Consider the following 18,721-nt stretch of genomic DNA (forward strand, 5'->3'; position numbering starts at 1 on the left):
GTCAGTTCCCCTTCGCCGTATCGACCGTCGGCACCTCGAGCAGCGTCAGCGGGCCACCTTCCGGCGCGCTGGTCTGGCGCCCGATGGTGCTGCCCGGCTTCGGCCGCTCGCCGCACCGCAGCGTCTCGATCAGCTGCACCGTGCGGTCGTAATCCAGGTCCTCGTAGTAGTCGTCATCCACCTGCAGGACCGGCGCATTCACGCAGGCGCCAAGGCATTCCACCTCGGTCAGTGTGAAGAGCCCATCCTCGCTGGTGTCGCCATACCCCTTGAGCTTCCCGGCATCCTTGCAGGCGCGCAGCACGTCATCCGACCCGCGAAGCATGCAGGGCGTCGTGCCACAGACCTGGAGGTGAAACCGCCCAATCGGCTTGGTGTTGAACATGAAGTAAAAGGTCGCGACCTCGTAGACGCGGATCGGCGGCATCCCGAGACGCTCGCCCACCTTGTCCATCGCAATGCGCGGCACCCAGGCACTGCCGGTTTGCCGGCCCATCTGCTTCTGCACAACATAGAGAAGCGGGATGACACCCGAAGCCTTCTTGGCCTCCGGGTAGCGCGCCAGGATCTTGGCGATCTGCGCCTCGCTCTCCGCATCGAACTCGAAGCTGTCCGGCTCCGCGCGGCTGTTCCGCCAGTTCGGGTCGAGGTGGTCGACGGCAGCTTCGGTCATCGGTCGATCTCCCCGAAAACGATGTCGAGGCTGCCGATCACCGCCACGGCATCCGCCAGCATATGCCCCTTGGTCAGCACCTCCATGGCCTGGAGATGCGCAAATCCCGGAGCCCGGATCTTGCAGCGATAGGCCCGGTTGGTCCCGTCCGCGACGAGATACACGCCGAACTCACCCTTCGGTGCCTCGACCGCCGTATAGGTTTCGCCGGGGGGAATACGGTAACCCTCGGTGTAGAGCTTGAAGTGATGGATCAGGGACTCCATCGAGCGCTTCATCTCGCTCCGCGGCGGCCCCATGATCTTGTTGTCCTGAATCCTCACAGGGCCGGACGGCATCTGGTCCAGGCACTGATGGATGATCTTCAGGCTCTCCCGCATCTCGGCCATCCGGACGAGGTAGCGGTCGTAGCAGTCGCCATGACGCCCGACCGGGATCTCGAACTCCATCCGGTCATAGACGTCATAGGGTTGCTGCCGCCGCAGATCCCATGCCATGCCGGAGGCGCGGAGGCACGGGCCGGAGAAACCCCAGTCCATCGCCTGCTCGGCCGTCATCACGCCGATATCGACGGTGCGCTGCTTGAAGATGCGGTTGCCGGTCAGCAGGCGGTCAAGGTCGTCGATGAACTTGGGGAAGCCATTCGCCCAGCGGCGGATATCCTCCGTCAGCCCGGCCGGCAGGTCGCGATTCACGCCGCCAGCGCGGAAATAGTTTGCGTGATAATGGCTGCCCGAAACCCGCTCGTAGAATTCCAGCAGGATCTCGCGCTGCTCGAAACCCCAAAGCGGCGGGGTGATCGCGCCGCAGTCCAGCGCATAGGTCGTGATGTTCAGCAGGTGGTTCAGGATGCGCGTGATCTCCGCGAACAACACGCGGATGTACTGCGCACGCAGCGGCGCCTCGATGCCGAGGAGCCGCTCCTGAGACAGGGCGAACACATGCTCCATGCACATTGGCGACACGTAATCGAGCCGGTCGAAATACGGCATCGCCTGGATGTAGGTCTTGTACTCGATCAGCTTCTCGGAGCCGCGGTGCAGCAGGCCGATATGCGGATCGGCCCGCTCGATCACCTCGCCCTTCAGCTCCAGGATAAGACGCAGCACGCCATGCGCGGCGGGATGCTGCGGGCCGAAATTGATCGTGTGGCTGTCCACCTCCACACGCCGAGTCTCGGGCTCTGCATTGCCCGTCCCGGCGGGGATGGCGTCGGAGGTCGTCAGGCTCATGACTGCTTCTCCGCTTCTGGCTTCTCCAGAAGCGATGCCGGTGGCGGCGCGATCCGGTTCAGGTGAACCTTCTCGTCGCCCGGCAGGGTGGTCAGGCCCTCCCACGGGGAGAGGAAATCAAAATTACGGAAGTCCTGCTGGAGCTTCACCGGCTCGTAGACCACCTCACGCCGCTCGGGGTCATAGCGGACCTCGACATAGCCGGTCAGTGGGAAGTCCTTGCGGAGCGGATGCCCCTGGAACCCATAATCCGTGAGAAGCCGGCGCATATCCTCCAGCCCCTCGAAGGCGATGCCGTACATGTCCCAGGCCTCGCGCTCGAACCAGCCGGCCGTCGGCCAGATGGCGGTGACGCTCGGCACGGGATGCTCGGCATCCGTCGTGGTCACGACGCGGATCCGGTGATTGTGGGTCAGGGAGAGCAGGTTCCACACGACCTCGAAGCGCTCGGGCCGCTCCGGGAAGTCCACGCCGCAGATATCCATGCACTGCTCGAAGGCAAAGCGCGGATCGGTCCGCAGCAACGCCATCACATTGCGCACGGCCTCACGCCGGATCCGGATGGTCAGCTCCGCGCCGCGCACGACTCGCGCATCGGTGACCGCGCCGGGCAGCGCCGCCGCGACAGCCGCGCCAAGTTCGGTAAGGTCAGCCACGAAGGATGGTCCCCGTCCTGCGGATCTTCTTCTGCAGCTGCATGATGCCGTAGACCAGCGCCTCCGCCGTCGGCGGGCAGCCCGGTACATAGACATCCACCGGCACAATCCGGTCGCAGCCACGCACCACGCTGTAGCTCCAGTGGTAATAGCCACCGCCATTGGCGCAGCTTCCCATGGAGATGACCCAGCGCGGCTCGCTCATCTGGTCGTAAACCCGCCGCAGAGCCGGAGCCATTTTATTGGTCAGCGTGCCCGCGACGATCATCACATCCGACTGCCGCGGCGACCCGCGCGGGATCACGCCGAAGCGGTCGAGGTCATAGCGCGCCATATAGGCGTGGATCATCGGCACCGCGCAGCAGGCCAGACCGAAGGTCATGGGCCAAAGGCTGCCGGTACGGGCCCAGTTCACCACCTTGTCCAGGTTGGCGACGACGAAGCCCTTCTCCTCGATCTCCCCGGTCACACCACGCAGAACCTCGTCCTGCGCCGGCCCTGGCGGAAGCGCCTGATTGTTCCAGGCCACTTGCTCTGTGTTGACGCCGCTCATCGCATCGTCCCCCGCGCGTCACCGCGCGTCATAATCCTGCGTGCCAAATTCCCTGCGGGAAAACGGCGCGTCTCGCCACGCTGTGCCGCGCGGCTCATTCCCAGTCCAGCGCGCCCTTGCGCCACTCGTACACGAAGCCCACCGTCAGCAGGCCCAGGAAGCCCATCATCGAGAGGAAGCCCAACCAGCCGATTCCGCCGAGCGAAACCGCCCAGGGAAACAGGAAGGCCACCTCGAGGTCGAAGATGATGAACAGGATCGCCACCAGGTAGAATCGCACATCGAAGCGGCGGCGCGTGTCGTCGAACGGTTCGAAGCCGCACTCGTAAGTCGACAGCTTCTCCGGATCGGGCTTCTGCCGGGCCGCCAGCACGGAACCGCCCACCATGGCGATGCTGATCACCGCGGCGATGCCCAGAAAAACCAGAATCGGAAAGTATTCGGCCAGCAGCGGCTGGGTCATCATGCCCCTCGGAGCTTCGCGACAGCCGGGGCCACGGACGACTCCGGATGCGCCATTAGCGCTGGGGCCATGCCGCAGCGCAACGTGCGCTACATATAGGCTAGGAGAGGCTTCCGCCATAGGGGCGCGACCCCATCCTCGCACAATGAATGCAGCGTAATCAACGCCTGCGAGCCATTCGCAAGAGGCCGGACTTCCAACGATCGAAGGCCCCTACAACGAAAAACGCCGCCCCTAGGGGCGGCGTCTTGATCGCATCGCGTGGCGCGAGTGACGGGGCTCGAACCCGCGACCTCCGGCGTGACAGGCCGGCGCTCTAACCAACTGAGCTACACCCGCTTGCGACGTGGGGGGCGTTTATGGGTTGGCGCCCCCCCTGTCAATACGCCGTCCAAGATTGATCGGGACCGGCAACGTGTTAGGCCGGAGCAGACAGGTGCTTCGGCCTACGGTGGCGGGCTGGCCGCCCACTTCTCCCTTCCCACCAAAGCCGGTCCCGTCGGGGCATGCAGGGCTGCCAGGGGGGTGCCAGCAGCCTGCTTTCGCCCCATCGGGCTGCCACCCCTCCCACGAGGAGTAGAAGCCACCTCAAGCCTCGCCAGCTGAGGAGAGCGCCCCCCCCCTGCACGCGCGCATGCAGCGGCTCAGCGGCATGCGCGCGTCCAACCTTCAGGCTCGCGCGAGGTGGGAGCACCTCATCCGCGCCGCGACGCAACGTCCCGCCGGGTCGCTGCTCGGCCGCGGGCGGCCTCCTGGCCACGGATCGCACCGCCATCGCTGGGGTCTCTCGGCCAGGCGCAGCGGAACACCAGGCAGTCGCACCGGGCGCTCAGTTGACCCGCAGCCTGCCGCCCGTCCCCAGTCCACCGCGTACGTCCTGCGCCTGATAGTTTTGAAGGGAGACGACCATCTTGTTGTAGGCGTCCACAAAGGCCGCGACCGTCGCCTGCCCCGCCGGGGTGCGTTGATAGCCACTCAGGGCCCCCGCAGTCCCTCCACCAAATCCGGCCAGCACCGCCCCGAAATTCGTGGCGGTCGAGGATCCCTCGGAGGCTGCGATCTGCGTGCCGGCCCGAATGCTGAACAACGAGAGAGTGACCTGCGTCGAGGACTGGGACAACGCCGCACCGGCCAGGCCGAGTCCCACCCCTGCCCAGCCGCCAACTCCCGCGCCCAGCCCGCGTGTGTCCTGATTGGCAAAGAGAATAGCCGGCTCCAGGAAGTAATCCGCCGCCACGCGCTGCCCACGCTGCATATTGGAGCCGGCCCGGAACTCACCGCTGTCGCGCATGTCGCCGATCATGCCGCGCATCCGTCCCTCAAGCCGGCTGTTGCCCATCGCCGTCAGGACGAAGCAGTTGGACTGCTGAACGATCAGCCGGACCATCGGCTCGATCGTTGTCATCTGCGTCTGCGCCGAGAAAGGGCCCCACCAGCTGGCCTGCCGGCCATCATCGACAGCCAGGGTGCCGAGAGTTTCCGGGCATCGCACAATGCCCGTGCCGGTGCTAACGCCGCCCGCCGCGGCCCCCATGACCGGGCCGCTCGCCCCGCCCTGCTGTAGGCAACCGCAGAGCGCGACAGCAGAAACGGCCGCCAGAAGGCCATTGCGGAAAATCATCGACCAGTCGTCCCTCGTATCAGCCGGATCCACCATCCAGCCCGGGCCGAACTTATCGAAAGATGCACTGAAAGCGCAATGATCAGCCGTAACTTGCTGATTTCCTAGAACGTCGAATGGGCGCTGAGGGATTCGAACCCCCGGCATCCTCGGTGTAAACGAGGCGCTCTACCGCTGAGCTAAGCGCCCGCCCGAAACGCAACGGGGCGCCAGCATTCCGCCAGCGCCCCGCCAACAATCACAAAACCCCTGCCGGAATCAATGGGGCAAGCTCGCCCCCGCCGGATCCCCGGCCGCCGGCTTGGAGGGCGTGACCTCCTCCGGCTCGATCCAGTCGATCGGCTCCGGGCGGCGCACCAGAGCCTGGGAGATTACCTCGTCCACATGGGACACGGGGATCACCTTCAGCGTCTTGGTCACGCTCTCCGGGATGTCGACCAGGTCCTTCTCATTCTCCTTCGGGATGAAGACCGTGCCGACGCCGGCCCGAAGGGCCGCCAGCAGCTTCTCCTTCAGCCCGCCGATCGGCAGCACCCGGCCGCGCAGCGTGATCTCGCCGGTCATCGCCACATCCTTGCGGACAGGGATGCCCGTCAGGATCGAGACAATGCTCGTCGCCATCGCGATGCCCGCGGAAGGCCCGTCCTTCGGGGTCGCGCCCTCGGGCACGTGGACATGGATGTCCCGCTTCTCGAAGACGGTCGGCTTGATGCCGAAGGTGGTCGCCCGGCTGCGGACATAGGACACGGCCGCTGAAACGCTCTCCTGCATGACGTCGCCGAGCTTGCCCGTGTGCTTCACGGCACCCTTGCCGGGCAGCAGCACAGACTCGATCGTCAGGATCTCGCCCCCCACCTCGGTCCAGGCGAGGCCGGTGACGGCGCCCACCATGTCCTCGGCCTCGGCCTCGCCGTAGCGGAACTTCCGCACGCCGGCATACTTGCCGAGGTTCTCGGCAGTGATCTCCACCTTCGTCGCCTTGCCAGAGACGATCTCACGGACGGCCTTGCGGGCCAGACCGCCGATCTCGCGCTCCAGGTTCCGGACGCCCGCCTCACGCGTGTAGTACCGCACGAGGTCGCGGATCGCGTCGTCCGACACGCTCCACTCCTCCGGCTTAAGCCCGTTCGCCTCGGTGACCTTGGCGATCAGGTGGCGGCGGGAGATGCCGATCTTCTCATCCTCGGTGTAGCCGGGGATGCGGATGATCTCCATGCGGTCCAGCAGCGGCTGGGGCATCTTCAACGAGTTGGCGGTCGTGATGAACATCACGTCCGACAGGTCGTAATCGACCTCCAAGTAATGGTCGTTGAAGGTCCCGTTCTGCTCGGGGTCCAGCACCTCCAGCAGGGCCGAGGACGGGTCCCCGCGCCAATCGGCGCCGAGCTTGTCGATCTCGTCGAGCAGGAAGAGCGGGTTGGACGTCTTCGCCTTCTTCATGCCCTGGATGACCTTACCGGGCATGGAGCCGATATAGGTCCGCCGGTGGCCGCGGATCTCCGCCTCATCCCGGACGCCGCCCAGCGACATGCGAACGAAGTTGCGGTTCACCGCCTTGGCAATGGACTTGCCAAGCGAGGTCTTGCCGACGCCGGGCGGGCCGACGAGGCACAGGATCGGACCCCGGATTTTCTGGCTGCGCGACTGCACCGCCAGATACTCGATAATCCGCTCCTTCACCTTCTCCAGGCCGAAATGGTCGGCGTCGAGAACGCGCTGCGCCTCCTCCAGGTCGATCCGCACCTTGGTGCGCTTCTTCCAGGGGATGGTCAGCATCCAGTCCAGATAGTTCCGGACGACAGTCGCCTCGGCCGACATCGGAGACATGCCGCGCAGCTTCTTCAGCTCGCCCATTGCCTTCTCGCGGGCCTCGGCCGTGAGCTTGGTAGCCTTGATCTTGGCCTCCAGCTCCGCGATCTCGTCCTTGCCTTCCTCGCCCTCGCCAAGCTCCTTCTGAATGGCCTTCATCTGCTCATTCAGATAGTACTCGCGCTGCGTCTTCTCCATCTGCCGCTTCACGCGGTTCCGGATGCGCTTCTCGACCTGCAGGACGCCGATCTCGCTTTCCATATGGGCGAAGACCCGCTCCAGGCGGGCGGTCACGCCCACCGTCTCCAGCAGCTCCTGCTTCTCGGCAATCTTGAGGTTCAGATGTGCGGCGACGGTGTCGGCCAGCTTGGCCGGCTCCTCGATCTGGTTGATCGAGACCAGCACCTCGGGCGCGATCTTCTTGTTGAGCTTGATATAGCCCTCGAACTGGCTGACGACCGAGCGGCTCAGCGCCTCGACCTCACGCGGGTCGGGGGCAGTCTCCTCGACCGGCGCGGTGAAGGCTTCGAAATGCGTGCCGCTCTCCTTCCAGCCAACCACGCGCGCGCGGCGGCCACCCTCGACCAGCACCTTCACGGTGCCGTCCGGAAGCTTCAGAAGCTGGAGCACGGTCGAAACCGTACCGACCTCGAACAGGTCGGAGGCTTCAGGATCGTCCTGGGCCGCGTTGCGCTGGGCGAGCAGAAGGATCTGCTTGTCCTCGCGCATCACTGATTCCAGCGCACGCACGGACTTCTCGCGCCCGACAAAGAGCGGGACGATCATATGGGGAAAGACGACAATGTCGCGGAGGGGAAGGACGGGCAGCGCCTCGCCCCGAACCAGCTCCACTTCAGAATCCGCCATGGGGACCTCACTTGGACAGTCGGCGCAGGAACGCCCCGATCAGGCACGTCCCCGTCGCCACGGGGTAGAGCCCTTATGTGGTGCGCGGGTGCCCCGTCCACAACGGCGGACGGGATCCTCCCTATTCATCAGGGCCTGCAAAAAGGATGCCCGCCCCGGCCGCCTCAGGGGCGACAGGGGCGGGCGGACCGGTTCAGGCGCTCGTCTGCTCCGCCGGCCGCTCACCATAGATGAACAAGGGCTGGGCACGGTTCTCGGCCACTTCCTTGTTCACGACCACCTCCTCCACCTCATCCAGCCCGGGAAGGTCGAACATGGTGGAAAGCAGGATGCTCTCCATGATGGAGCGCAGCCCGCGGGCGCCCGTCTTGCGCTGGATCGCGCGGGCGGCGACCGACTTCAGCGCATCCTCCGTGAAGGTGAGCTTCGTTCCCTCCATCTCGAAGAGCCGCTGGTACTGCTTCAGCAGCGCGTTCTTCGGCTTGGTGAGAATCTCGATCAGCGCCTTGTCGTCCAGATCCTCAAGGGTCGCGATCACCGGCAGGCGGCCGATGAACTCGGGGATCAGGCCGAACTTCAGCAGGTCCTCAGGCTCGACGTCACGCAGGACCGCGCCGGGCCGGCGCTCATCCGGGCCGCGGACATCCGCGCCGAAGCCAATCCCCGAGCCCTTGCCCTTGGCCGCGATGATCTTCTCCAGCCCCGCAAAGGCGCCGCCTACGATGAAGAGGATGTTGGAGGTATCCACCTGCAGGAACTCCTGCTGGGGGTGCTTCCGGCCGCCCTGGGGCGGGACGGAGGCCACCGTACCCTCCATGATCTTCAGCAGCGCCTGCTGGACACCCTCGCCGCTCACATCGCGCGTGATCGAAGGGTTGTCCGACTTGCGGCTGATCTTATCCACCTCGTCGATATAGACGATGCCGCGCTGGGCCCGCTCGACATTGTAGTCGGCGGCCTGGAGCAGCTTGAGGATGATGTTCTCCACATCCTCGCCGACATAACCGGCTTCGGTCAGCGTCGTCGCGTCCGCCATGGTGAAGGGGACGTCGAGGATACGGGCCAGGGTCTGGGCGAGCAGCGTCTTGCCTGAGCCCGTGGGCCCGATCAGCATGATGTTGCTCTTCGCGATCTCCACCTCGCCGGTCTTGGCCCCATGGGCCAGCCGCTTGTAGTGGTTGTGCACGGCCACGGAGAGCACCTTCTTCGCGTGCTCCTGCCCGATGACATAGTCATCGAGGACCTTGCAGATCTCCTTGGGCGTCGGAACGCCGTCCCGGGACTTCACGAGGTGCGTCTTATGCTCCTCGCGAATGATGTCCATGCACAGCTCGACGCATTCGTCGCAGATGAACACCGTCGGGCCGGCGATGAGCTTTCTTACCTCGTGCTGGGACTTGCCGCAGAACGAGCAGTAGAGGGTGTTCTTGGAATCGCCGGACTTGGTCATGTGCGCTCCTCGCCCCTGGCCGGGCCATATGGCGCGCCCGAGGCGTCAAGAAGGCAGAATAGCCACCCTCCCCCCTCGGGGGAAGCGTGGGACGAAATTGTGACGGCCGCCCTTCCCGGCCGACCCGAACCGAGCCGGAACCAGCCGGGAAGGCGACCGCCCATCAGCTCTTGGGCCCTTCCACCGCAGGCGCTGTCATGGCGCCGCCGGCGGGGAGCTTGGCCACCACCTGGTCGATGAGCCCGAAGGCCTGCGCCTCCTCAGCCGACATATAGGTGTCGCGCTCCAGCTTGCGCTCGATTTCCTCGACGGGCTGACCGGTGTGATGGACATAGATCTGGTTCAGCCGCTTGCGGAGATCGAGGATCTCCCGGGCCTGGATCTCGATGTCCGTCGCCTGGCCCTGGGCACCGCCCGAGGGCTGGTGGACCATGATCCGGCTGTTCGGCAGAGCGAAGCGCTTGCCCTTTTCCCCGGCGGTCAGCAGCAGCGAGCCCATGGAGGCCGCCATGCCCAGGCACACCGTGGAGACGGGGGAGCGGATGTACTGCATGGTATCGTACATCGCGAGACCGGCCGAGACCACGCCGCCCGGGCTGTTGATATAGAACGCGATATCCTTGTTCGGATTCTCGCTCTCCAGGAACAGAAGCTGGGCGCAGATGAGCGAGGAAACCTGATCGAAAACCTGGCCCGTCAGAAAGATAATCCGCTCCTTCAAGAGGCGCGAATAGATGTCGTAGGCGCGCTCCCCGCGTGCCGTCTGCTCGACAACCATGGGGACCAGGGAGTTATTGTAGACATCAACCGGGTCGCGATCGACGAATACTGAGCGAGTCATCGTTTGTCCTTCCCCGCCGGCGGAGAAGTGCGTCCCCGATGGCACCGCCCGGACGGCTGCCCGGCCAGGCCGCGGCACCCGTCCGGTCCCCTTCGCCGGCAATATTCATCCCCAAGATGGGGCAACCCGCCCCCCCGCGAAAGGGGGGCGGGGCCGGATGCCGGATAAAGAAGGGTTCAGGCCGCCTGAAGGTCAGCCGGGCTGACCGAGGTGTCCGTCACCTTGGCCAGTTCCAGCATGAAATCCACGACCTTCTCCTCGAAGATCGGGGCGCGGAGGTTCTCCATGGCCTGCGGATTCTTCTGGAAGAACTCGAAGACCTGCTTTTCCTGCCCGGGATAGCGGGAGGCCTCCCGGCGCATGGCCTGGAAGATCTCGTCCTGGCCGACCTGGATGTTGTTGGTCCGACCGATCTCGGAAAGCAGCAGGCCCAGCCGGATGCGCCGCTCGGCGATCTTCCGGTACTCGGTCTTCAGTGTCTCCTCGTCCTTGCCAGCGTCCTCGGGATCCAGGCGGCCCGCCTTGCGGTCCTCCTCCACACGCGGCCAGATCTGGCTGAACTCGGCCTCCACCATGCCCTCGGGCACCGGGAAATCGGCGCGCTCGGACAGCTGGTCCAGCAGGGCGCGCTTCACCCGCAGGCGGGTCAGGCTGTCATATTCGCGCTGGATCGAGGAACGCACCTCGTCCCGCAGCTTCTCCACGCTTTCCAGCCCGAGCGACTTGGCGAACTCGTCGTCCACTGGCGTCGGCTGGCGGGTCTTCAGACCCTTGGCCGTGATCTCGAATTCCGCAGGCTTGCCGGCCAGCTCGGCCGAACCATAGCCCTCCGGGAAGCTCACCCGGACCTTGCGGGTCTCGCCTGGGCGGATGCCCTCCAGCCCCTCGGTGAAGCCGGGGATAAAGCCCTCACCGCCCACCTCGATCGGCATGTCGTTGGCCGTGCCGCCCGGGAAGGGCTCGCCAGCCTTGGCCTCGTCGCCCTCGCCCTCAATCAGCCGGCCCACGAAGTCGGCCACGACGACATCGCCCTTGGTGGCCGGCCGCTCCTCGGTCACGTCCTCCAGCTTGGCGTTGCGGGCAGCCAGCCCCTCCAGCGCTTTCTGCACCTCCTCATCGGAAGGCTCCGCGCGCGGGCGCTCCACCTCGATCCCCGAAAAATCGGGCATCGGGATCTCGGGCAGAACCTCCATCTCGATATTGAAGGACAGATCCTGGCCCTCGGCAAAGTCGCCGACCAGCTCGACCTTGGGCTGCAGGGCCGGGCGCAGGCCGCGGCCGGTCAGCAGCTCGCGCGTGGCGTCCTGGACCTGCTGCTCCAGCACCTCGCCCGTCACGGCCGTGCCGTAGCGCTTCTTCACCACCGACATCGGCACCTTGCCCGGCCGGAAGCCCGGGATCCGCAGGTCGCGGCCCAGCGCGGCGAGCCGCTTGTCGCGCGTCGCCTCGATCTCCGCTGCCGGCACAACCACCGAGAAGGACCGCTTCAGCCCCTCGGCCGAGAGTTCCGTCACCTGCATTCGCTCAGTTCCACATCCAGGACATTCAGGACGGCGCCAAACGTGCTTGGTGCGGGCGGAGGGATTTGAACCCCCACGGCTTGCGCCACTGGAACCTAAATCCAGCGTGTCTGCCAATTCCACCACGCCCGCCTCGCGCGGCGCCGAAGGGGGGCGCCTTAGCGCAACAACGCGGGCTTTCCAAGCGGCGGCAGTTTCAGCCCCCGGCCAGATCGCCCTGCCCCGCCCTTACAAGCGCAGCGGGCAGCCCGGCAACCACATCTTCTGCCAGGGTTCCGGGCCCGGATGGCGCCGCCGCGCCCTGGAGCCAGACGGCCGCGCAGGCCGCCTCGAAGGCCGCCATCCCCTGGGCCAGCAGCCCCCCTGCGATCCCTGCCAGCACATCCCCGGACCCGGCCGTGGCCAGGCTGGGGGGCGCATTGTGGTTGATGGCCGCCCGCCCGTCCGGGGCGGCGATAATCGTGTCCGGTCCCTTCAGCACCACCACTGCGCCGAGCTGCGCGGCCGCCGCCCGGGCCGCACCCAGCCGGTCCGGCCCGACCTCCCCGAAAAGCCGGGCGAATTCGCCAGAATGCGGAGTAAGCAGGGTGACGCCGCGCAACCCCTCCGGCGAGCCGGCGCAGGCGCCGAGTGCCCCCGCATCCGCCACCACGCGCCGCCCGGCAGCCACGGCCCGCGCCAGCAGGTCCCGCACCGCCCCGTCCGGCGCCAGGCCAGGGCCGATCACCCAGGTGCCGCGCCTCGAATCCTCCAGAAGCGGTTCCACCGGCGGCCCCGCCACGATGCAGCCAGGCTCCCCGGCCCGGAATGCCGCCGCGGCCTCCTCGGAGGCGGCAGCCAGCGTGACCAGCCCCGCCCCGGCCCGCCGCGCCGCAGCAGCCGCCAGCCGAGCGGCACCCGGCATGGCCCCACCCGCCACCACCACATGGCCGCGCTTATATTTATGCGCCTCAATGTCCAGGCCCGGCAGGCGCCAGAGGCCGGGCGCGTTGCGGAAGCTCCGCGCCGGCTCCGCAGCGAGCCCGGCCTGCACCGCCTCTTCCGGCAGCCCTATATCGGCCAGCACGAGCGCCCCGCAGAGCCGCCGCCCTGGCAGCAACAGGTGGCCGGGCTTCAACCGGGCGAAGGTTACCGTCACCGCCGCCGCAGCAACCGCACCCAGCGCCTGCCCCGTCGCACCATCGAGCCCGCTCGGCACATCCACGGCCAGGATGGGTCCGCCCGCAGCCCCCAGCACGGCGGCAGCCTTCTCCTCCAATGGTCGGCTTGGCGCCGCGCCGAGGACGGCATCGATCACCAATCCGGCCCGCCGGGCCTCCTCCACGGCAAAGGGCACCACTGGTCCTTGCCAGCGCGCCGCGGCCTCCGCAGCCGGGCCGCCCAACCTGGGTGGCGCCAGCACGGCCACCGCGACCGGCCAGCCAGCCTGATGGAGCAGCCGCGCCGCCACATAGCCGTCCCCGCCATTATTCCCTGGCCCCACAAGCACGAGGGTGCGGCAGGGCCGGAACCGCGCCATGGCGGCGCGGGCCACTGCCCGCCCGGCCGCCTCCATCAGCCGCCCGACCGGAACGGAGGAGCTCGCATCCGCCCGCGCCATGGCGGCGGGCGACAGCAGGTCCAGAGGCCATGGCGGCGAATGGCGGTTCGGGGTCATCGCTGGGGCCTGTTCCATGGAACCTCCTCCTCTGGCAGGGGCCCTGACCAGGGCCGCACCGGCCTCACGACGGCCCCGGAAATCCGGCCGAGCCGCCACCCTCGCCACGCGGTTCCGGCAAGCCGTGGCAGCATCGGCCTAAAAACCCGGCCGGTCCGGTTCTTGCCAGTCTTCTCCCACGATCCGGTCTAACCTAGGGGCCGAATCAGCGGGAGCTGGCCCATGGCCTTCGTGGTGGCAGTTGCGCAGCGCAAGGGCGGGGCGGGCAAGTCCACCGTCGCCGCCAATCTGGCCGTCGCCCTGGTGGCATCCGGCGCACGCGCCGCCCTCCTGGATACCGACCCCCAGGCAACCCTCACCCGCTGGCACGGGCTGCGCGGCGAGTCCGCCGCGCCTCTTCCCTTTGAGAACCCCTCCGGCTGGCGCGTGCCGCAATCCGTGGACCGGCTCCGCAAGACCATGGATTTCATCGTGCTGGACACCCCGCCCCATGCAGATACGGACAGCCGTGTCGCCATGCGCGCCGCCGACCTCGTCCTGATCCCCTTGCAACCCTCCGTGCCCGATCTCTGGGCCATGGAGGCGACGCTGGATGTGGCCGCGGCCGAACGCCGCCCCGTGGCCCTCATGCTCAACCGCGTCCCCGCCCAGGGAAAGGCGCCGCAGGAGGTGGCGGCCATCCTGGCGGAGCGCAAGCTTCCGCTCCTTCCCGCCCCCTTCGGCAACCGTACCGCCTTCGCCGCTGCCTTTGCGGAGGGTCTGGGCGTGGCGGAATTTGCCCCGCGCAGTCAGGCGGCCACTGAGGCGCGGGCTCTGGCCGAAGCCATTCGCCGGGAAGGCTCCTGAGCCGCGCCTCAGCCCGGTGCCCGGGTGACCTCCAGCTTCCAGATCGCCAGTCCGGCCCCGACCAGGACCAGGAAGCCAACCGCATCCCAGGCATCGGGCACTTCACCCCAGAACAGCACGCCCAGCGTCGTGGTCCAGAGGATGGCCGTGTACTCGAAGGGGGCGACAAGGGTGGTGTCCGCTGACCGGTAGGCGGCGGTCATGAGAAGCTGCGAAATCACGGAGACCAGCCCGGTCACAAGCAGAAAGCCCCATTGCCAGGGCGCCGGCCATACCCAGACGGGGACCGAGAGGATGGCCGTGACGATGGCCGCGCCAATCGCGAACCAGAGCACGATCGTGATCCCGGCCTCGCCGAGCTCGCCCATCCTGCGGATGGAGACCATCGCATAGGCCCAGCCGAGCGCGGATAGCAGGACCGCCCCCACCGCGCCTGGATCGGGCGCTTCGCCCCCGCCGGGTTGGAGCATCAGCAGCACGCCCACGAAGCCCACGACCACGATCGACAGTCGCCGCCAGCCCACCCGCTCCCGCAGAAGCAGGACGGAAAGTCCTGTCAGGAACAGCGGCATGGTGAAGTTCAATGCCGTCACGCTCGCCAGCGGCAGGTGGGCATAGCCGTAAAAGGAGCCATACATCCCGGCCAGCCCGCCAAACAGCCGTTCCACATGACGGCGCGGATAGCGGGTCCGGAGAGCGGAGCGCAGCCCGCCGGGTGCTGTCCAATGCGCCAGCAGCAGCAGCACCGGCAAGGCAAGGGCGTTGCGGAAGAACACCACCTCGGAAAGCGGGATCGTGCCCTCCAGCGCCTTCACGCCGGTCGCGGCCAGGGCGTAGAGGCCGGACGAACCGACAACGCAGGCGATCGCCCGAACCCGCGCGGCGCGCTGGCCACGCGACGGGGCGGGCGGAGTGGAGGAGTCCATGTGGGGCGGGAACTTCGCGTGACGGCCTGTCCATTCTCCGCCCGGCCGCCACTCCCGCAAGCCCCGGCCAGCCCGGAACAACCTGCCGCCTGGGTGATTTCAACCGCTTCCGTTCCGCTGTAGCGTCCGCGCCGCATGACAGAGCAAGACCGCCCGGCCCCTCCTCCCGCAACCAGCCGGCCGGCCAAGGCGCCGCCCGTCCCGCCCCACCCGTTTTTTGTCCCAGAGGCGGACGAGGTGGTCTGGAACGGCCGCTTCCCCGTCCAGCGCGTGCGCTTCCGCTATCGCAAGCGGGACGGGAGCCTCTCCGGCCCCGTCACCTGGGAACTCCTCCGGCGTGGCGAGGCGACGGTCATCCTGCCCTGGGATCCCGTGACCGACCGCATCGCCCTGATCGAGCAGTTCCGCCTGCCCGCCCTGGCCGCCGGGGAGGAGCCGCGCATGACGGAGCTACCCGCCGGGCTGATGGAGCCGGGCGAGGATGCGAAGGACACGGCCCGCCGCGAGCTGGAGGAGGAGACGGGCCTTTCCTGCACGCGGATCGAGCCGATGGGCACCTTCATGCTGGTGCAGGGCTCCTCGGACGAGAAGGTGCATTTCCAGCTTGCCCAGGTATCGCTCGAAAGCGGTCCCGGGCAGGTCGGCGGCCTTGCCGCGGAGAATGAGGAAACGGCGGTGATGGTGGTGGATGCCGCCGAGGCCTTCGCGATGGTCGCCGAAAACCGTATCCGTAACGCGCCCGCGGCCCTGGCCCTGCTCTGGCTCCAGGTGAACCACGCCCGTCTCAAGGCCGAATGGACCAAGTGATGCAGACCACCCCGCTTTTCCGCGAAGACGCTTATGCCCGGGAGAACGAGGCCATCGTCCTCGAAGCCTCCGAAGCCGGCGTGGTCCTTGACCACAGCGTCTTTTATCCCCGCGCCGGCGGCCAGCCCGGCGATACGGGCATCCTGGCCTGGGAAGGGGGCGAGATGCCCGTGGCCGACACCGTCAAGGCGCCGGACGGTTCCGCCCTGCACATCCCCGCCCCGGGTGCCGCCCTTCCGCCTGTCGGCGCCAAGGTCGCGGTCAGGCTCGACTGGACCCGGCGCCACCGGCACATGCGGATGCACACCACCCTGCATCTGCTCTGCGCTGCCATGCCCGGCATCTACGCCACCGGGAACCAGATCGGCGCCGAGAAGTCTCGCCTCGACTTCGACCTGCCCGAGCCTCCTACCAAGGAATGGGTAACGGAGAGGCTGAACGCGCTGATCGCCGGTGATCACCCGGTTGGCGAGCGCTGGATCACCGAGGCCGAGCTGGACGCCAATCCCGGCCTCGTCCGCACCCTCTCCGTCCAGCCGCCCCGCGGCGCCGGGCAGGTCCGCCTGGTGCGGATCGGCAGCGAGGAATCCCCGGTGGACCTCCAGCCCTGCGGCGGCACCCATGTGCGCCGCACCGGCGAGATCGGCCGTGTGGAGGTGACGAAGATGGAGAGCAAGGGCAAGCAGAACCGGCGCATCCACATCGTGCTGGCGGAGGATCCGAAATGAGCGAACTCGTCTCGACCGAATGGCTGGAGGCCGAGCTCGGCAAGCCAGACCTGGTGGTGCTGGACTGCACGCTGTTCCTGCCCAACGAACCCGGCGACAAGTTCATCGCCTTCCGGGAAGCTCGCATCCCCGGCGCGCGCCTCTTCGATATCGATCTCTTCGCGGATCCGGACAGCGACCTGCCGCATATGGTCCCGACGCCCGCGCGCTTCGCGAAGCTGGCCGGGGCGCTCGGGATCTCGAATGGCAGCCGCGTGGTCTTCTACGACCAGCACGGGCTGCGTGCTTCGGCCCGCGGCTGGTGGCTGATGCGGCTGATGGGGCACGACGCCGCCTTCGTCCTGGATGGCGGCCTGCCGAAGTGGAAGCGGGAGGGCCGCAAGGTCGAATCCGGAGAGCCCCCCAGCCCGCCCTCCGCCACCTTCATTCCTGACTTCCGTGCCGACCGGCTGCGCGGCATCGGCGATATCAAGCGCATCGTCCGCCAGGGCGGCGGCGAGGCGCTGATCCTCGATGCCCGCGCGGCGGGCCGCTTCGACGGCACGGCGCCGGAGCCGCGCGCCGGCCTGCCCAGCGGCCACATGCCAGGCGCCGCCAATATCCCCTTCACCGAGTTGCTGGCGCCGGATGGCACCATGCTGCCGCCCGATGCGCTTCGCGCCCGCTTCGCGCGGGCCGGCGCCGATTGCGAGCGCCCGGTCATTCTCTCCTGCGGCTCGGGCGTCACAGCCTGCGTGCTGGCGCTCGGCCTGGTCGAGGCCGGGTTGCCCGAGGGCTCCGTCTATGACGGTTCCTGGACCGAATGGGCGCTGCGCCCCGAAACACCCAAGACCACCAAGGACCACGCCTGATGGCCGATTCCGCCGACAAGAGTCTCGGCTTCGCAACCCGAATGTCCCATCTCGGCCGCGCGGGGGCCAAGGTGCATGGCTTCGTCAACCCGCCGGTCCATCGCGGCTCCACCGTCCTCTTCCCGGATTGCGAGTCCCGCAAGTCGGCGGCCAAGCAGCGCTACGAGCAGGTGCTGACCTATGGCACCGCTGGCGGCCCGACCCATCACATGCTTGAGGACATGATTGCCGAGATCGAGGGGGGCACGCGCTGCGTCATTGTCGGCACGGGCCTTGCTGCCGTGATGGTGCCGCTGCTCGCCTATCTGAAGGCTGGCGACCACTGCCTGATGCCCGACAGCGTCTATGGCCCGGCGCGCAACCTGGCCGATGGGCTGATGAAGGGCTGGGGCATCGAGACAACCTATTACGACCCGGTGGTGGACGAGGCCGGGATGCGTGCCCTGATCCGCCCCAACACCAAGGTCGTCTACACGGAGAGCCCGGGCAGCCACACCTTCGAGCTGCAGGACATCCCGGCCATCGCCCGCGCCGCCCACGCCGCGGGCGCCAAGGTGCTGATGGACAACACCTGGGGCCTGTACAATTTCCAGCCCTTCACCCATGGCGTGGATGTCTCCATCCAGGCCCTGACCAAGTATGCCGGCGGCCATTCCGACATCCTGTTGGGCAGCGTGACCGTGAACACGCCCGAGGACTGGGAGATCATAAAGGGGGCCACGAACCAGCTTGGACAGTTCGCGAGCCCCGATGATTGCTGGCTGTGCCTGCGCGGCCTCCGCACCCTGCCGGTTCGTCTGAAGCAGCAGGCCGAAAATGGCCTGAAGGTCGCGCGCTGGCTGGAGACCCGCCCGGAGGTGCTGCGGCTCCTGCATCCCGCCCTGCCCTCCCATCCGCAGCACGCGCTCTACGCACGTGACTTCGCGGGCCCCTGCTCGCTGTTCGGCGTCGTTCTCCAGCCCCGCTATTCCGAGGCGGATGCGGAGCGCGTGGTGGATGCGCTCGCCCTTTTCGGCATCGGCGCCTCCTGGGGCGGATATGAAAGCCTCGCTTTACCGACGGCACCCTCCATCACCCGGACGGCGAAGGATCCGGCCCTCGGCGGCCCGGCCATCCGCATCCATATCGGGCTGGAGGAGACGGAGGATCTGATCGCCGACCTGGCCCAGGCGCTGGACCGGCTGTCTCGCTAGGCGGCATGGGTCAGCCGCAGCTCAAACC

General features: G+C 67.4%; 17 protein-coding genes and 3 tRNA genes. 5 read left to right on the forward strand and 15 right to left on the reverse strand.

The window, feature by feature from the left end:
* Window position 1: 1 nt before the first annotated feature.
* From ACO1BU_RS00615 to ACO1BU_RS00680, 14 genes are all read right to left on the reverse strand, one after another.
* Window positions 2-673 (reverse strand): complex I 24 kDa subunit family protein, encoded by a 672-nt coding sequence (locus ACO1BU_RS00615; protein WP_424133954.1) that lies wholly within the window; start codon window positions 671-673, stop codon window positions 2-4.
* The gene (locus ACO1BU_RS00620; protein WP_424133955.1) at window positions 670-1,905 is read right to left on the reverse strand and encodes an NADH-quinone oxidoreductase subunit D; all 1,236 of its coding nucleotides are present in this window, start codon (window positions 1,903-1,905) and stop codon (window positions 670-672) included. The genes ACO1BU_RS00615 and ACO1BU_RS00620 overlap by 4 nt, the downstream gene beginning before the upstream one ends.
* Complete coding sequence (locus ACO1BU_RS00625; RefSeq protein ID WP_424133956.1) at window positions 1,902-2,561, reverse strand: NADH-quinone oxidoreductase subunit C; 660 nt, start codon at window positions 2,559-2,561, stop codon at window positions 1,902-1,904. The genes ACO1BU_RS00620 and ACO1BU_RS00625 overlap by 4 nt, the downstream gene beginning before the upstream one ends.
* Window positions 2,554-3,114: a NuoB/complex I 20 kDa subunit family protein gene (locus tag ACO1BU_RS00630; protein ID WP_424133957.1), complete on the reverse strand. Its 561-nt coding sequence runs from the start codon at window positions 3,112-3,114 to the stop codon at window positions 2,554-2,556. Before ACO1BU_RS00630 ends, ACO1BU_RS00625 begins: the two co-directional genes overlap by 8 nt.
* A 94-nt stretch (window positions 3,115-3,208) precedes the next feature.
* On the reverse strand, window positions 3,209-3,577 hold the full coding sequence (locus ACO1BU_RS00635) for an NADH-quinone oxidoreductase subunit A (protein ID WP_424133958.1): 369 nt from the start codon (window positions 3,575-3,577) through the stop codon (window positions 3,209-3,211).
* 262 nt (window positions 3,578-3,839) lie between these two features.
* A tRNA-Asp gene (locus ACO1BU_RS00640) sits at window positions 3,840-3,916 on the reverse strand.
* Window positions 3,917-4,406: 490 nt separating this feature from the next.
* The gene (locus ACO1BU_RS00645; protein WP_424133959.1) at window positions 4,407-5,198 is read right to left on the reverse strand and encodes a hypothetical protein; all 792 of its coding nucleotides are present in this window, start codon (window positions 5,196-5,198) and stop codon (window positions 4,407-4,409) included.
* 117 nt (window positions 5,199-5,315) lie between these two features.
* A tRNA-Val gene (locus ACO1BU_RS00650) sits at window positions 5,316-5,387 on the reverse strand.
* 69 nt (window positions 5,388-5,456) lie between these two features.
* Window positions 5,457-7,874 carry an endopeptidase La gene (gene lon, locus ACO1BU_RS00655; protein ID WP_424133960.1) on the reverse strand — a complete coding sequence of 806 codons (2,418 nt, stop codon included), beginning with the start codon at window positions 7,872-7,874 and terminating at the stop codon, window positions 5,457-5,459.
* A 193-nt stretch (window positions 7,875-8,067) separates the two neighbouring features.
* Window positions 8,068-9,324: an ATP-dependent Clp protease ATP-binding subunit ClpX gene (gene clpX, locus ACO1BU_RS00660; protein WP_424133961.1), complete on the reverse strand. Its 1,257-nt coding sequence runs from the start codon at window positions 9,322-9,324 to the stop codon at window positions 8,068-8,070.
* A gap of 163 nt (window positions 9,325-9,487) precedes the next feature.
* Window positions 9,488-10,165 (reverse strand): ATP-dependent Clp endopeptidase proteolytic subunit ClpP, encoded by a 678-nt coding sequence (clpP, locus tag ACO1BU_RS00665; protein WP_424133962.1) that lies wholly within the window; start codon window positions 10,163-10,165, stop codon window positions 9,488-9,490.
* A 176-nt stretch (window positions 10,166-10,341) separates the two neighbouring features.
* On the reverse strand, window positions 10,342-11,685 hold the full coding sequence (tig, locus tag ACO1BU_RS00670; RefSeq protein ID WP_424133963.1) for a trigger factor: 1,344 nt from the start codon (window positions 11,683-11,685) through the stop codon (window positions 10,342-10,344).
* A gap of 47 nt (window positions 11,686-11,732) precedes the next feature.
* Window positions 11,733-11,817, reverse strand: a tRNA-Leu gene (locus tag ACO1BU_RS00675).
* A 64-nt stretch (window positions 11,818-11,881) separates the two neighbouring features.
* Window positions 11,882-13,360, reverse strand: a complete 1,479-nt coding sequence (locus ACO1BU_RS00680; RefSeq protein WP_424133964.1) for an NAD(P)H-hydrate dehydratase — start codon at window positions 13,358-13,360, stop codon at window positions 11,882-11,884.
* 204 nt (window positions 13,361-13,564) lie between these two features.
* Between ACO1BU_RS00680 and parA the strand changes: the two genes are divergently transcribed.
* Window positions 13,565-14,188 carry a ParA family partition ATPase gene (gene parA / locus ACO1BU_RS00685; protein WP_424133965.1) on the forward strand — a complete coding sequence of 208 codons (624 nt, stop codon included), beginning with the start codon at window positions 13,565-13,567 and terminating at the stop codon, window positions 14,186-14,188.
* 8 nt (window positions 14,189-14,196) lie between these two features.
* Here parA and ACO1BU_RS00690 read toward each other — a convergent pair whose 3' ends face one another.
* Entirely contained in the window at window positions 14,197-15,114 is a 918-nt protein-coding gene (locus ACO1BU_RS00690) for a DMT family transporter (RefSeq protein WP_424133966.1), read from the reverse strand.
* Window positions 15,115-15,249: 135 nt separating this feature from the next.
* Here ACO1BU_RS00690 and ACO1BU_RS00695 point away from each other — a divergent pair, with 135 nt between their 5' ends.
* Genes ACO1BU_RS00695 through metC form a run of 4 tightly spaced genes read left to right on the forward strand, consistent with a single transcriptional unit; the run spans window position 15,250 to window position 18,693 of the window.
* Window positions 15,250-15,921 carry an NUDIX domain-containing protein gene (locus ACO1BU_RS00695; protein ID WP_424133967.1) on the forward strand — a complete coding sequence of 224 codons (672 nt, stop codon included), beginning with the start codon at window positions 15,250-15,252 and terminating at the stop codon, window positions 15,919-15,921.
* Entirely contained in the window at window positions 15,921-16,649 is a 729-nt protein-coding gene (locus ACO1BU_RS00700; RefSeq protein WP_424133968.1) for an alanyl-tRNA editing protein, read from the forward strand. Before ACO1BU_RS00695 ends, ACO1BU_RS00700 begins: the two co-directional genes overlap by 1 nt.
* Window positions 16,646-17,500 carry a sulfurtransferase gene (locus ACO1BU_RS00705; RefSeq protein WP_424133969.1) on the forward strand — a complete coding sequence of 285 codons (855 nt, stop codon included), beginning with the start codon at window positions 16,646-16,648 and terminating at the stop codon, window positions 17,498-17,500. The genes ACO1BU_RS00700 and ACO1BU_RS00705 overlap by 4 nt, the downstream gene beginning before the upstream one ends.
* Window positions 17,500-18,693 (forward strand): cystathionine beta-lyase, encoded by a 1,194-nt coding sequence (gene metC, locus ACO1BU_RS00710; protein WP_424133970.1) that lies wholly within the window; start codon window positions 17,500-17,502, stop codon window positions 18,691-18,693. Before ACO1BU_RS00705 ends, metC begins: the two co-directional genes overlap by 1 nt.
* Window positions 18,694-18,721 lie beyond the last annotated feature (28 nt).

The organism is Roseomonas chloroacetimidivorans (genome assembly GCF_049629625.1).
Taxonomy (GTDB): Bacteria; Pseudomonadota; Alphaproteobacteria; order Acetobacterales; family Acetobacteraceae; genus Roseomonas; species Roseomonas chloroacetimidivorans.